Source organism: Anabaena sp. CCY 0017 (genome assembly GCF_963920885.1).
Taxonomy (GTDB): domain Bacteria; phylum Cyanobacteriota; class Cyanobacteriia; order Cyanobacteriales; family Nostocaceae; genus Nodularia.
In genome coordinates, this window is sequence record NZ_CAWUDG010000020.1 from 1 (window position 1) to 14,148 (window position 14,148).

Below are 14,148 nucleotides of genomic sequence, written 5' to 3' on the forward strand. Positions count from 1 at the left end.
GATTATTAGCGATCGCTTGTTTTTTGTCCAAACTCACAAAATCGCGTTGCTCCCCCATCAAATACTAACCGTGCTAAAAACGATGTTACCCCGGAAGCTACGAGATTAATTGCTAAACCTGATACTAATTGATTGACGTATAAACTTACGCATAAAAAAGCGTGAAGTAATCCGACTAATCCCCCAGCAATTAAAGCACAGAGAATTCCCAGCCAAGGATTACTCGTGTAAAAAGTAGTGACAGCACTAGTAAAAGCACCAGTAAGAAACATTCCTTCAAGGGCAATATTTAGCACTCCTGACCGTTCAGAGTACATTCCCCCAAGGGCTGCATAAGCTAGAGGTACGGCTAAACGCAGACTAGCAATTAAGTAGTCAGAAAAGAAATTAAGATTATCCATAGTTTTTATATTGAAACGCAAAGGAACGCCAAGAAATCTCCGCGTACCTCTGCGTTAAACCTTAGCGTCACTCTGCGTTTTTACTTGTCTTTCAATGGCGAGACTGATAGCAATGAATAATACTGTTAATCCTTGAATAGCATAAACGACAGTTACAGGTACACCCGCACTACGTTGCATAACATTAGCACCACTACGTAAAGCCGCAAAAAACAAAGAAGTTAACACTACACCGTTAATACTACCGCGACTTAAAAAGGCGATCGCAATAGCATCAAATCCATAGCCTGGGGATACCTGTTCAAATAAGCGGAACTTGAACCCCATGACCTCAGATGCACCCGCTAACCCCGCTAAACCACCGGCTAACGACATAACGAGCATAATCGTATTTTTCACAGAGATGCGGGCATAATGGGCGGCTGTGGGGTTAAAACCAACAGCAGCGATTTGGTATCCTAGAGGCGATCGCTAAATTAAAGTACATTTGTATTATACAAGTGATGCAACTGGCACAAATAGGGAGCGGGCGTAGCTCGGTCACGCAACAATTTAAATTAAACCAAGCACATAGGAATACTTGGGCGTTTGAGTTGTTGAATTAAATAATTAGACAGCAAAATATGCTTGATTTAATAAACAGTTTGGCCGGTTTGATAGGCTAAATTCTTTAATCTAATCCAAACCAACATTGCACAAGCAATATGATTTCTTTGAAGCCTAGCTTTACGACATTGACAAGATTCAATGCCAGTTAGTTGTTTAATCTCTCGGTGAAACTCCTCAATTTTCCAACGAATTTTACACACCTCTTGTACAACATTCGTGGAACTTTGAGATAAATCGTTAGTGGCGACATAATCCGTTCTGTTGGTAGAAACAGCAACCCGGAATAGGTTCACTTTTTTCTGAGCGGGAAATCCTTTAATTTTTATGATTTTACCACATTCTAATTCTTCTTCGCTCCATTCTAACAATTCAATTCGTTTATATTTTTCTTTACCCCATGTATCATCAACTAACCGATTATTTTTTAAAGGGCAATAATAAACTTTCTCTAGACTATCAATATAAAGCATTAAACTGTGTACCGCATACCACGTGTCCATCAAAACCGTATCAAACGGTAAAAGCTTTTGATACACAAGGTTTTGCAGCATATCTTTCACATGGTCTATCTTGGTTTTACCATCTAGATCAGGATTAAAAATGCGGTAATCTATTACCCAAAATCTTTGCACTTTAGGATTTACATATACACAACTGACTACACCAATTCCTTTGATTATTCCATGTTCGTTTCCACTATATTGTCTCCTCACCATCTCTATTTCTTGAGAATATCTTTTGTCTAAAATGCTATCATCAAATATTATGTAACCATTGGCATCAAGTTCAATTACGTCTTTCACATTTTCCCATAGTAACCTCGGTGTTAACTTTTCTCTCTTCAAATAATAATTAATTGCATCATGGCTAATATGCTCTAAATGCTCTGCTAAATTGGTAATCGTGTAATTAATTTGACTGCTTAACAAGTATTGGCAGTAATTAAGCTTTGTAAATCTCATGCTCATTACCAACATTATCTCTTACACCTTCTACCTATTTTCTCATGAATATTTTCATGATTTTTCCCAGAGAGCAACTTTCTATTGCGAAAACAAAGCTTATGGCTAACGCCACGCTATCGGAATCCGGTTTTATTCATACCTTTGTACTATCAACTAAACTAGGCATTGGCCTGTGCCAGTTGCATCACTTATATAATACAAATGTACTTTAATTTAGCGATCGCCTGTGCCAGTTGCGTAAGTCCTATATATATCTGTCCTTGGAGTTGTTTTTGTTTTGCCAGTTCTGCTACATAGGCTATGGCTATATCCAAATGTTTCACGGCACTGGTTAACACTGCTTTGGGGGCAATATCTAGCTGGTCTTTAGTATTTCCAAAAGCATAAACTCCTTGGTCACTGGCTGCTTGTAAAACTGCGGTTCCAGCACTATCTAACCATTGATAAATGACATCAGCCCCTGAAGAAATTAAAGCTAGTGTCGCTTCTTTGGCTTTTGCAACATCATTGCAATCACCTGTAAATGTGGAAACAATTTGAATATTAGGGTTGACTGATTTTGCCCCTAATTCAAATCCTCGTAATTCTTCTTCTGTAGCATTAAATTTTTGTCCAGCAATATAAGCTAGTTTATTAGATTTAGTCACAGCAGCGCCAATTATGCCACATAAATAACTACCTTGCAAGTGGTCAATTCGCAAAGAAGCAATATTTTCTGCCTTGGTATTACCATTTACACCCACAAAAAATGTATTGGGAAATTGGGCGGCGACTTGTTCTATAGCTGCATCAAATTGTCCGCCGTGGGCGAATACCAGATTATAACCCTTGCGGGCAAAGTCTGTTAATACTTCTGTTTGATCTGCTTGGGCGATTTGTTCCACATAGGCAATTTCTGCATTTAGCTTTTGTTTAGCTAGATTTACGCTGATGAAAACTGCCGAACAAACACCTTTATCTGCATTGCGGGTAGGTGAATTAATTATTGAGGCTGGTTTTCCCCCTGGTGTGGTGAATCTATTATCAGGATACGGCCCCACAGCCGGGGCGGCGATCGCTCGTCATAGAGATATTGACAAAGTGGCTTTTACTGGTTCCACTGAAGTAGGGCATCTAATTATGGAAGCTGCTGCTAAAAGTAACCTGAAGCGGGTAACTTTAGAACTGGGTGGTAAAAGTCCCAATATCGTGTTTGCAGATGCTGATCTAGATGAGGCGATCGCAGGCAGGTTCCCATGATGCCTTATTCTTCAATCAAGGTCAGTGTTGCTGTGCAGGTTCACGGGTATTTGTGGAAGAAAAATGCTACGACGAATTTGTGGCTAAAAGTGTAGCCAAAGCCCAGCAGCGCATTGTCGGTAATCCCTTCGATAGCAATACCCAACAGGGGCCACAAGTCGCTAATAACGTCCGGGCGGGTACAGTCTGGGTAAATTGTTACGACGTATTCGATGCAGCCGCACCCTTTGGCGGATTCAAACAGTCCGGTATGGGTCGAGAACTCGGTGAATACGGACTGCAACAATACACCGAAGTCAAGACTGTTACAATAAAACTATAAATTATGATTGCTCTTTGGCAATTTGGGCTTTTGCCTGTTGCCATAGAGACTCTAACTCATCCAAACTGTAATCAGAAAGGGGGCGATCAACAACCGCCTCCATTTTTTGCAATCTCTGCACAAAACGCTGATTTGTCCCTTGTAACGCTGCACTAGGGTCAAGATCATGCCAACGCGCCAGTTGCATCACTGCAAACAATAAATCTCCTAATTCCGCTTGTTGACGTTCTGGTGTTTCCTCCGCCAAAGCCTGTTGGAACTCCCCCAACTCCTCATGAAACTTCGCCCAAACCCCATCAATATTTTCCCACTCAAAACCCACACCCGCCGCCTTTTGGGAAATCTTCATCGCCGCCATCAGAGGGGGAAGAGTCCGATAATAACGAGCGAGTTTAGTACTAAATTGATGCTTCTGTGGAACCTCCCCTTTCTCCTGTGCCTTAATCGCCTCCCAATTTTGGCGAACCTCATCCACACCATCCACCGACACATCACCAAAAACATGAGGATGACGACGAATCAACTTTTGAGAAATTCCCCTCACAACATCTTCCAAACCAAAATCCCCCGACTCCCCAGCGATTTGGGCTTGCAAAACCACCTGTAAAAGTAAATCTCCCAACTCCTCCTGAATCCCCTGCTTATCCCCCTCACGAATCGCATCAACCACCTCATAAGCCTCCTCAATCACATAAGGAATCAGACTTTGAGGAGTTTGTGCCAAATCCCAAGGACAACCCCCATCAGGCGATCGCAACTTAGCCACCACCTCAATCAACTCCCGTAAAGCCACCAAACTCCCATCCATAAAAAAACCTCCGCGTACCTCTGCGCTTACCTTAGCGTACCTCTGCGTTTAACTCCTCCCTTCTTCCGCCTCCCCTTCCTCCCAGCAAACAAACTCCGCACCCCCTGCTTCTGCACCCGCTTATAAGCCGAACCCCCCCAATCGCTGAGAGAATGACTCATCGCCCCAAGTTCCAACCCCAAAAACAAAGCCAAATATTCCGTAGTGTAAACCACAAGCGATCGCCCCAAAGCCACACTCAAATCCTGCCAAGTCACAGCCAAAATCCCCAGCTTCTCCCCAATCACCAAAAACACCGTAGCCACCAGCGCCAGGAAACAGCCCAGATAAATCACCCGAATAATTGTGCCAATAATCGGCCCATGAGAAAAAACCGAACGATGACGCAGCTTTTTTTGATAAGGTCGCCAAATACAGCGCAAAAAGCCCCAGCGTTGGAACTGACGCGAGTAAATATCCAAATCAGGGCCGAACATCAGACCGCTAAACATAAACCCACCAGCAACCAACAGAGTTAAATTGCTGCTGCGAGTTTGCCATAAAGTCACACCGGCGATTACAGGCAGAGTATATAAGGTGATGCGATCGTGAGTTCCACCAGAGGGCATAATGCAGTTAATCGCCTGTGGGCAAAGGATTACTGAGTTATTATTGTACGTGAAAAAAAACTTTTCCCAAAGGGCTTGCGCGATTAGAAATACTTTGCTATATTGGTTTACTGTAAGACAAAACGGGTGGTTAGCTCAGTTGGTAGAGCGCCTGCCTTACAAGCAGGATGTCATCAGTTCGAGTCTGGTACTACCCACTTTTAATAATACCTTGCCATCTGCGTCCGAATAAAATTGGAAGCAGATGGTTTCTCATTTACGGGTTAAATCTTGGGAGGTTGAAAAATTAGATGACAGCGCCTCAACCAAAAGTCTTGACAAACTCCCAGCTTTACGATGAAGATTTTTATCTGTGGCTAGAGACAACAGCTAAACAACTCAAAGCAGGTAAATTAGCGGAAGTTGATTTAGTCAATCTCATTGAAGAAATTGAATGCATGGGGAGAAGCGAAAAAAGAGCGTTAAAAAGTAATTTAATAGTTGTTTTAATGCACTTACTGAAATATAAGTACCAGCCAGAGAAACGCACTAATAGTTGGCTATCTACTATATTTGAGCATCGCCGGAGACTTCAAGAAGTTTTGCTAGAGAGTCCTAGTTTAAAAAACTACTTTGAAGAAAATTTTGGGATATGTTATCAGGATGCAAGACAACAAGCGGCTTTAGAAACTGGTTTGTTACTTGATACTTTTCCTGTGGATTCTCCTTTTACTGCGGATGAATGTTTGCGTCAAAATTTTTTGCCTGAGTAAATTTCACCAGCTTTCATTTTTCAGCCCATCCCCGACGGTGAAATCCCATTCTGGGTTAAATTCTGCCGCAGCTTCGCGGTAATCTTGTTCTAACTCCTGATATCGCAGCAAATCTATTGCTAACGAAATCACTTGAGAACGAGATCTACATCCTTTAGTAACTTTGTAATTATCAACAAACTGCACCAAAGAAGCTGGTAAGGAAATAGAAAGTTTTTCAGATTGCATGATATTACCAAAAGGTAATTTTATTTTTCCTGGTTTTATATTAGCCTAAAGTGACAATTATGGTTATTTGTTATATTAAATGAAATAGCATACAATTAAGTCATGCAAATTAAAATGAATTCTTATGTAGGTGAAGACGGGATATTACATTTAGATATTCCTGTGAATATGCAAGAAACTGAGTTAGAAGTAACAGTGACAGTCAAACCTGTTCAGAAAACCATTGATTTGTTAGCAGAGGCAGAAGTTAACAAACTAGAATGGCATGATTTTATTAATATGACTTACGGTTGTTTAGCAGATGACCCCATTATTAGACATCCTCAAGGTGAATATGAAGAACGAGGAACAATAGAATGATTTATTTGTTAGCAGGACTTACGCAAGAATTGCCAAAAATCTTGATTTATCGAACCGCCAAGCCGCCAAGAACGCCAAGAAAACGTAGATTATGCGTAAGTCCTAGTTAGATATAAATGTAAAAAAGCCTTTTAACCCGCGCAGGCGGGTTTGGTTTGTATAGCCGCGACTTCTAGTCGCCAGGGCTAGTTTATGGGTATCGCATCTTGACCGCCATAATTAAACCTTGGAAAAGTCACCATACATCAGAGAGAGAAACCCCAAAGCACAAAGAGACAAAGAAAAACTGCAAAAGCTGGACACTTTTTTGATACGATAGTAGCTCTAACTCGTGAAATAACGATTTTCGTATGAGCAAAGGCACCCTGTTTGATAAAGTTTGGAACTTACACACCGTTGGAACACTTCCTTCAGGGCTGACGCAACTATTTATCGGGCTTCACCTGATTCACGAAGTCACCAGTCCCCAAGCCTTTGCCATGTTGCGGGAAAGGGGTTTGAAGATGCTGTTTCCAGAACGAACTATAGCCACAGTTGATCACATCGTCCCGACTGAAAATCAAGCCCGGCCATTTGTCGATCGCATGGCGGAAGATATGATCCAGGCTTTAGAACAAAACTGTCAAGAAAATAATATTACCTTTCATAACATCGGTTCTGGTAATCAAGGGATAGTCCACGTCATCGCCCCAGAACAAGGATTAACTCAGCCAGGAATGACGATCGCTTGTGGTGATAGTCACACATCTAGCCACGGCGCATTCGGTGCGATCGCATTTGGCATTGGTACTAGTCAAGTCCGGGACGTTCTCGCCTCTCAAACTCTGGCTTTATCTAAACTGAAAGTCCGCAAAATAGAAGTTAACGGAACTTTAAACCCTGGTGTTTACGCCAAAGATGTAATTCTGCACATCATTCGGACATTAGGTGTAAAAGGTGGCGTAGGTTATGCGTATGAATACGCTGGAACCACCTTTGAACAAATGAACATGGAAGAACGGATGACCGTTTGCAACATGGCTATTGAAGGCGGCGCGAGATGTGGTTATGTCAACCCAGATCAAGTCACTTATGATTACTTAAAAGGTAGAGATTTCGCCCCCAAAGGTGCAGAATGGGAAAAAGCTGTAACTTGGTGGGAATCCATTAAGAGTGATGCTGATGCCGAATATGATGATGTGGTAGTCTTCGACGCGGCGGATATTTCTCCCACGGTCACTTGGGGAATCACACCCGGTCAAGGTATCGGCGTAAATCAATTTATACCCAAGCCGGAAGAATTGCTAGAAGAAGACCGATTTATTGCGGAAGAAGCTTATCAATACATGGATTTGTTTCCCGGTCAACCGATAAAAGGCACTAAAATTGATGTCTGTTTTATTGGGAGTTGCACTAACGGCAGAATCAGCGACTTGCGAGAAGCAGCAAAAATTGCTCAAGGGCGCAAAGTGGCTGAAGGTGTGAAAGCTTTTGTTGTTCCTGGTTCGGAACGGGTGAAGCAAGAAGCCGAAGCCGAAGGACTAGATAAAATCTTTGAAGCAGCCGGCTTTGAGTGGCGTGAACCGGGATGTTCTATGTGTTTAGCCATGAACCCTGACAAACTCCAAGGCAGACAAATCAGTGCTTCTTCTTCTAACCGCAACTTTAAAGGTAGACAAGGTTCTTCTTCTGGACGCACATTACTTATGAGTCCGGCGATGGTGGCGACTGCGGCTATCCAAGGGGAAGTTTCAGACGTGCGCGAGTTGCTATAAAAATAAAACCACAGATATATCTTCTTGTGGGGTGGGCATCTTGCCCGCCATTGTCTCGTTTCTATATCTGTGGTGCAAAATCTTCTCAAATCAGATTGTTGTCAAAAATCGAGTCAAAATTAATTTAAAGTTATGGTTAGTGAAGTTAAAAAAATCTCAGGGCGCGGTATAATCCTTATTGGGGATGATATAGATACAGATAGGATTATTCCCGCCCGTTATTTGAAAGCCATCACCTTTGATGGATTGGGCGAAGGCGTATTTATCGATGACCGCACAGCGTTAAAAGGCGAACATCCTTTTGACCAACCCCAATATCAAGGCGCAAACGTTTTAATCGTTAACCGGAACTTTGGCTGTGGTTCATCACGAGAACACGCACCCCAGGCGATCGCTAAATGGGGAATTCAAGCTTTAATCGGTGAAAGTTTCGCGGAAATATTTTTTGGTAACTGTGTCGCAATGGGTATACCTTGCTTGACAGCCGATGCAGCCACAGTCAAAAAACTGCAAGAACTCGTAGCTACTAATGCCCAAGCTGCTGTGACGGTGAATTTGGAAACTTTAGAAGCGCAAATTGGTGACTATACAGCCAAAGTGACTATGAATGAAGGCACTCGCAGCACTTTTATTGCGGGGACATGGGATGCTTGCGGTCAGTTAGTGGCTAATGCTGACCAAGTTCGGGCAACGGCGGCTAAACTGCCTTATGTGAGTTGGGGTAAATTAGCCGCAAGTCAATAGGTTTAAATACTCGAAATTGTCTTGATGAATCAAATTTTCCGCTTCTAGACACCATTAATAGTGAACCGTAGTTATGGAAAGCCGGGAGTCTTGAGGCGATCGCTTCGTCGAGGGCAATAATAAATAAGCACAGGGAATAAAGTAAAGAGCGAGAATGGTTGCACCAGCCACACCGCCGGCAATTACCACTGCTAAAGGAGGCCAAAATCCACCACCACCGAGAATCAGGGGAATAAAACCTGCCATTGTGGTGAATGTGGTTGTCAGGACATGGCGCGTAGTGTGGATGACGGTTTCGACTATGGCTGGGCGATCGCCTGTCTGTGCCAGGGTATCACTCTTGACAGCAGTGAGAACAGTAATCGCATCATTCACCGCCACCCCAATTAGTCCCACAGTACCAATAATGGGATTAAAACCAAAGGGATAGCCGAATAGCCAAACCGATAATCCGCCCAAACCAATGGCAAGAATCGCCACGATGCCAATTAAACCTGCTAGAGCGAAAGAATTCATGGAAAGTACAAGAGTTACCACCAGGGCAATTCCTAACACAATGCCATAGCCGAGTAGTCCACCAGTGGCACTGTTACGTTCTGCTTCTTCACCACCAAATTCCAAACTATAGCCTTGAGGCAGTGAGAACGAGTTTTGCAAACGTTGGCGAAAATCAGCCAGAGCGTTAGCAGGTAAGGTTCCTGCGGTGAGATAGCCCTGCACTGTGCTGACTCTACGACCGTTTTTGCGAGTGATGGCGGCATTTTTGGGGATTAAACTCAGTTTGCCAATGGTTTCTAAGGGAATGTAGCCATTGCGATTGCTTGTTAGCAGATTCACCGATTGCAATTGGCTCAAGTCAGCGCGATCGCTATTACTCAGACGCACCCGTACAGGCACTTCTTCGGTATCTTCTAAAATTGTGCCACCAGTTACCCCTTCGGTGATGATTTGCAATTGTTGAGCAATTTCTCGACGGCTTAAACCTCGCGATCGCGCTTCTGGTTCGTCAATATCCAGGGAGAGTTGGGGAAGCACATCGTTAAGGCGGGTCCGAATGTGCGTAATGGTGGGAACTTCTGCCAAAACAGCCCGGAGTTGCTCACTCAATTGTTGCAGACGATCAACATCAGAGCCGTAAATTCTTAACTCAATTGGGGCTTCAAAAGGTGGTCCCTGTTCAAATAGACGCACCAAAGCACGGACATTAGGGAAGGCGCTGTTAAATTCTGTTTGCAGTTGGCGAATGAAGCGATCGCCAGCAATGCCATTCATCTGCACAATCGCCCCAGCAAAACTGCTCTCGTTCTCCCGATCAGTCAATTGGTTGTAATAGACTTTCGGCGCACTCTTGCCCAAAAACCAATACACTTGTTGAACTTCGGAATGACTGCGTAAGGTGGCTTCTACCTCTTGTGTCAATTGCTGAATTTGCCCTAAAGAACTGGCAGGAGGCAATTCTAACTCCACTATGAACTGTTCGCGGTCAGCAGCAGGAAAGAATTGTAAACTTAAAGTGGTCATGAGGGTAAACCCCATTACTGGTAAAATCAACGTCAAGGCGATCGCGCGTTTGGGATACCGCAAAGACCACTGCAAAGAACGGCGATACCAGGCTGTCAGTCCAGGATGAGAAAATCCGGCTTGCCACCATCTTCTTTTCCCAACTACACCTTTATCGGTGAACGAGCGGCGATGATTCCACTGATAAATTTTCGCGGTAATCGCTGGCGAAATCGTTAATGCTACCAACAGGGAAGCCAGCACTGCCACAATCACATTTAAACCAATCGTACCGACAAATTCACCAGTTGCACCGGGAAGTAGGGCAATAGGTGCAAAGGAGAATACGGTGGTGAGTGTTCCCCCCAGCAAAGGCGCACGCAGATACTGCACGGTTTCTGTAATGGCAGTTTCTAAAGTCATTCCCGCTTTGAGGCGGATATTCATCTCATCTACGAGAATAATCGCATTATCAATCAGAATACCCAAGGCTACAATTAGCCCCGTCACCGACATCTGATGTAAGGGAATGCCCAACAAACCCATGACAATCAGGGCGATCGCTACTGAAAGCGGCAGTGCTATTTGTACGGACAATGCCTGTTGCCAGCCCATCATGATAATGCAAATCAGGAAGAGCATCAAAGTACCAGACAGCAAATTACCAATGAGATTATTTAATCGCGCCGTCACATAACGACTCTGATCAAAGACAATCTCTAACTGTATCCCTTTGGGTAAATCAGCCCGAAAGCTATCAATCGCCTTCTGTGCGTCTACAGCCCAGCGATCCAGACGATATTGGGACTGGACATAAACACCAACGGCGATCGCGGCTTTACCGGCAGTAAATGCTAATTCTGTGGGCGGTGTGGCAATTCCTTTTTCAATGGTGGCGATGTCTGCCAAAAGCCGAAATTCGCGGTTAGATGCACAGTTAGCACAGCTTACAGGTATTTGCTGCAAACGGTTCAGGGTATCCAATTCTCCCTGCACTTCATAGAGCAGAGTATTGTCACCGCGAAACTGTCCGGCGGAAGTTTTCGCATCGCTCTGTTGAATTTGCCCTGCTAATTCTGAGGCGGTAATTCCCAAACTAGCAAGAGTTTCTGTATTCACATTCACCGTAATTTCTTCTTGGGGTGCGCCAAAAATTTCCACTTCATCTGTGCCAGAGAGCGATCGCAAGGCATTTTTTAACACCTCTGCCCGTCGTTGCAAAATGGCGTAATTTGGTGCATCCGACTGTTCCCAAGTCAGGGCTGTGAGGAGAGCATAAGCACGCACTTCACCCTCATCTAATTTTGGTTCACTGGCTTCCCTGGGCAATTCCCCTTGCACCTCCCGCAATTTATCCCGCACCCGTGACCACACCAAGGGTACACGATTTTTACCCACATTATCGAGTAAATCTACGGAAATAGTGGAAACCCCGGCGCGTGATGTGGACTCATAGGTTTTGACTTCCGGAATTTCGGCAATCTTGGCTTCAATGGGATCAGTTACCAGAGATTCAGTGCGTTCGGCGGTTCCTCCTGGCAAAAAAGTAGTAACTAGAGCAAAACGAGAAGTGAGTTCAGGGTCTTCCAGTCGGGGTAGGGATTGAAAGGTGACAGTTCCCCAGGCCACAATCAGAAAAATCGCCAACAATAGCAAGCGCAAGTTGCGAAAGAATAGCTGTGCCATATCAGTTATCAGTTAAGAAAGATCAGAGACTTCCAAATAAAAAAACACTCAACCACCTAACGCAAAAAATTTCTCAAACTCTCCTAACTCTGTGGTCTCTGTGTCTGGTGCGGTAGCCTTTGGCAAGCTACGCTAACGTTTCTTTAAATAATTGGCGTGATAACTGTTCACTGTTCACTGTTCACTGATTTTACGATTTGCCCAGAAACCAAGCGGTGAGTGCCACTGTTGACAATCTCTTCTCCGGCGGTGATTGTGCCACGTACCAAGACGCGATCGCCTTCGGTATACAACACTTCCACATCCCGCCGTTCGATGCGATAGGTTTCTCCCTCTGGCGCAACAGCAAAACAAGACCATAATCCTCGCTCTCCTTTAATTAAGGCGGATACTGGCAACCAAAAGCCCTGGGTAGATACCATTTGTTCCACTTGCAGACGGGCGATTTCTCCTGATACTGGCATAGTTTGACCTGTACTAACCAATTGCAAAACCACTGTCCGAGTCCGGGTTTGGGGGTTAATCTCTGGTTTGTGAGCCAGCACTTGGGCAGTATAAATTTGTTCGCCCACTTCCACTTGTTGACGACTCCCCACTTTCAAGGTCTGCACGACTTGGGGCGGTACGCCAATTTCTACTTCAGGGGTGACATTTTCCACTAGGCGCACGATGGCCTGTCCGGCTTGCACCACACTGCCTTCATCTAAATTTCGTTCCCCAACTACACCACGAAAAGGAGCGCGGAGAATGCTTTTTTCAATATTGATTTCTACATCGCCCATACTGGCTGCAATTTGCGCCACAGTAGCGGCTTGGGCAGCAATTTGTTCTTGGCGTGTACCGTTCTGCAACGCTTCTAATTCACTCTGGGCCGCAGCGAGACGGTCGGCGAGGGCATCCCGATTAAATGCCACCTCATCCAACTGTTCACGGGAAATCGCCCCTTCTTCGTACAAAGAACTGCGGCGATCGCGACGAATATTTTCCAACCGCAACCGATTTTCTAAATCTGCCACTTGAGAACGAGCCACGGCAATGGTTTCTTTGCGTGGACCATTCTGCAATTCCCGTAATTCTGCCACTGCACGCGATCGCTGCGCTGCTAACTGTGCCAATTGTGCTTGGAGATTTTGTGTATCTAACCGGGCAATCACCGCGCCTTGTTCTACGGTTTGTCCGCGATTGAAGATGATTTGTGTGACTTTGCCTCCTCGTTCAAAGCCCAATTCGCTGCGACGAGTGGCCACTACTTCACCTGTATAAAATCGCTTCACCTGGTATGACTGTACTGGCTCAAGCTTGATGACTTGTACTGCCAATGGGGGAGAAACAGCCACTTCCTGTCCAGTAGACAACCGTTCATATACCCCGAAGGCGATCGCCACAAACATCCCACTCGCAATTAGCAGATTCCTCATGCCAGTCTTTCTGGGATGTTTCAGAGCCTCCTCTCCCACCTGTACCTCTATTTCCCGAACTTCGGCTTCCATAGTCTGGCCACTCATTTTTGTGCTACGTTGACAAGAAAGAAGCGTTGTGATACTCAACCAACTGTTATAAAACTAGTTGTATAAATTAAAGCGTATATGCAACTAGTTGTTTATGTCAAGAGAGAATTATGAGTCTAGCCCATGCGATCGCCAGCATTTTGCTTCAATCTCCTCGCACAGGTTACGATCTGAGCAAAGAATTTAATGAAAAAGTAAGTTGCTACTGGCAAGCCACTTCCCAGCAGATTTATCGAGAACTAGCACGAATGCAGGAGAAAAACTGGGTAGAAGTGGAAGTATTGCCACAATCAGTTCGTCCCGACAAAAAAATCTATTCCCTTACCGATGTAGGTAGACAAGAACTAATTTCTTGGATTGCTGAACCCTCGGAAGCAACCGCAATCCGTGAAAATTTACTAGTAAAAGTACGCAGTGGATTTATCGTTCCTGAAGATATCCTCATCCGTGAAATTGAGCGCCGCAAGCAATTCCATCAGCAAAAATTGGAGTATTATCGCTCCCGCGAACTAGAATTTGGCGACTTGAATCATTTGTCTCGCCCGGAACGACATATCTATCTCACCCTGCGGTGCGGGATTCGCTACGAAACTATGTGGATTGAATGGTGCGATGAAGCGATCGCTTCTTTGTTAATCCCACAAGAAAGTCAAGAATAATCCTT

At 44.4% G+C, this 14,148-nt stretch carries 12 protein-coding genes, 1 tRNA gene and 4 pseudogenes; 8 read left to right on the plus strand and 9 right to left on the minus strand.

Annotated elements, in window-relative coordinates; genetic code table 11:
- Positions 1 to 41 precede the first annotated feature (41 nt).
- The 4 pseudogenes from ACM0OW_RS19610 to ACM0OW_RS19625 form a co-directional block, all read right to left on the minus strand.
- A pseudogene (locus tag ACM0OW_RS19610) lies at positions 42 to 401 on the minus strand (ABC transporter permease subunit); the annotation flags it as partial.
- A gap of 54 nt (positions 402 to 455) precedes the next feature.
- Positions 456 to 872 (minus strand): annotated as a pseudogene (locus tag ACM0OW_RS19615) (ABC transporter permease subunit); the annotation flags it as partial.
- Between the two features lie 86 nt (positions 873 to 958).
- Positions 959 to 1,972: pseudogene (locus tag ACM0OW_RS19620) on the minus strand (transposase).
- Between the two features lie 242 nt (positions 1,973 to 2,214).
- Positions 2,215 to 2,901, minus strand: a pseudogene (locus tag ACM0OW_RS19625) (BMP family protein); the annotation flags it as partial.
- A gap of 4 nt (positions 2,902 to 2,905) precedes the next feature.
- Here ACM0OW_RS19625 and ACM0OW_RS19630 point away from each other — a divergent pair.
- Entirely contained in the window at positions 2,906 to 3,214 is a 309-nt protein-coding gene (locus ACM0OW_RS19630; protein WP_414551827.1) for an aldehyde dehydrogenase family protein, read from the plus strand.
- Positions 3,186 to 3,536, plus strand: a complete 351-nt coding sequence (locus ACM0OW_RS19635) for an aldehyde dehydrogenase family protein (protein ID WP_414551828.1) — start codon at positions 3,186 to 3,188, stop codon at positions 3,534 to 3,536. The genes ACM0OW_RS19630 and ACM0OW_RS19635 overlap by 29 nt, the downstream gene beginning before the upstream one ends.
- Before the next feature lies 1 nt (position 3,537).
- Here ACM0OW_RS19635 and mazG read toward each other — a convergent pair whose 3' ends face one another.
- Together mazG and ACM0OW_RS19645 are read right to left on the minus strand one after the other, a co-directional pair.
- Positions 3,538 to 4,344, minus strand: coding sequence for a nucleoside triphosphate pyrophosphohydrolase (gene mazG, locus ACM0OW_RS19640; RefSeq protein WP_414551829.1), 807 nt, complete (start codon positions 4,342 to 4,344; stop codon positions 3,538 to 3,540).
- A gap of 26 nt (positions 4,345 to 4,370) precedes the next feature.
- On the minus strand, positions 4,371 to 4,952 hold the full coding sequence (locus ACM0OW_RS19645; protein ID WP_414551830.1) for a metal-binding protein: 582 nt from the start codon (positions 4,950 to 4,952) through the stop codon (positions 4,371 to 4,373).
- 124 nt (positions 4,953 to 5,076) lie between these two features.
- On the opposite strand from ACM0OW_RS19645, the gene ACM0OW_RS19650 reads away from it, so the two are divergent.
- Positions 5,077 to 5,149: transfer RNA gene (locus ACM0OW_RS19650), tRNA-Val, on the plus strand.
- Positions 5,150 to 5,242: 93 nt separating this feature from the next.
- A complete protein-coding gene (locus ACM0OW_RS19655) occupies positions 5,243 to 5,704 on the plus strand; it encodes a DUF29 domain-containing protein (RefSeq protein ID WP_414551831.1) in 462 nt (153 codons plus the stop codon).
- Positions 5,705 to 5,707: 3 nt separating this feature from the next.
- Here ACM0OW_RS19655 and ACM0OW_RS19660 read toward each other — a convergent pair whose 3' ends face one another.
- Complete coding sequence (locus ACM0OW_RS19660) at positions 5,708 to 5,932, minus strand: CopG family transcriptional regulator (protein ID WP_414551832.1); 225 nt, start codon at positions 5,930 to 5,932, stop codon at positions 5,708 to 5,710.
- Positions 5,933 to 6,034: 102 nt separating this feature from the next.
- Between ACM0OW_RS19660 and ACM0OW_RS19665 the strand changes: the two genes are divergently transcribed.
- The 3 genes from ACM0OW_RS19665 (at position 6,035) to leuD (ending at position 8,790) form a co-directional block, all read left to right on the plus strand.
- Positions 6,035 to 6,292 (plus strand): hypothetical protein, encoded by a 258-nt coding sequence (locus ACM0OW_RS19665; RefSeq protein WP_414551833.1) that lies wholly within the window; start codon positions 6,035 to 6,037, stop codon positions 6,290 to 6,292.
- 350 nt (positions 6,293 to 6,642) lie between these two features.
- On the plus strand, positions 6,643 to 8,046 hold the full coding sequence (gene leuC / locus ACM0OW_RS19670) for a 3-isopropylmalate dehydratase large subunit (RefSeq protein ID WP_414551834.1): 1,404 nt from the start codon (positions 6,643 to 6,645) through the stop codon (positions 8,044 to 8,046).
- Between the two features lie 132 nt (positions 8,047 to 8,178).
- Positions 8,179 to 8,790 carry a 3-isopropylmalate dehydratase small subunit gene (leuD, locus tag ACM0OW_RS19675; protein WP_414551835.1) on the plus strand — a complete coding sequence of 204 codons (612 nt, stop codon included), beginning with the start codon at positions 8,179 to 8,181 and terminating at the stop codon, positions 8,788 to 8,790.
- A 54-nt stretch (positions 8,791 to 8,844) separates the two neighbouring features.
- Here leuD and ACM0OW_RS19680 read toward each other — a convergent pair whose 3' ends face one another.
- Positions 8,845 to 11,976 carry an efflux RND transporter permease subunit gene (locus ACM0OW_RS19680; protein ID WP_414551836.1) on the minus strand — a complete coding sequence of 1,044 codons (3,132 nt, stop codon included), beginning with the start codon at positions 11,974 to 11,976 and terminating at the stop codon, positions 8,845 to 8,847.
- A 167-nt stretch (positions 11,977 to 12,143) separates the two neighbouring features.
- Positions 12,144 to 13,481 carry an efflux RND transporter periplasmic adaptor subunit gene (locus ACM0OW_RS19685; RefSeq protein WP_414551837.1) on the minus strand — a complete coding sequence of 446 codons (1,338 nt, stop codon included), beginning with the start codon at positions 13,479 to 13,481 and terminating at the stop codon, positions 12,144 to 12,146.
- A 113-nt stretch (positions 13,482 to 13,594) separates the two neighbouring features.
- On the opposite strand from ACM0OW_RS19685, the gene ACM0OW_RS19690 reads away from it, so the two are divergent.
- Entirely contained in the window at positions 13,595 to 14,143 is a 549-nt protein-coding gene (locus tag ACM0OW_RS19690; protein WP_414551838.1) for a PadR family transcriptional regulator, read from the plus strand.
- The last annotated feature ends 5 nt before the right edge of the window (positions 14,144 to 14,148 follow it).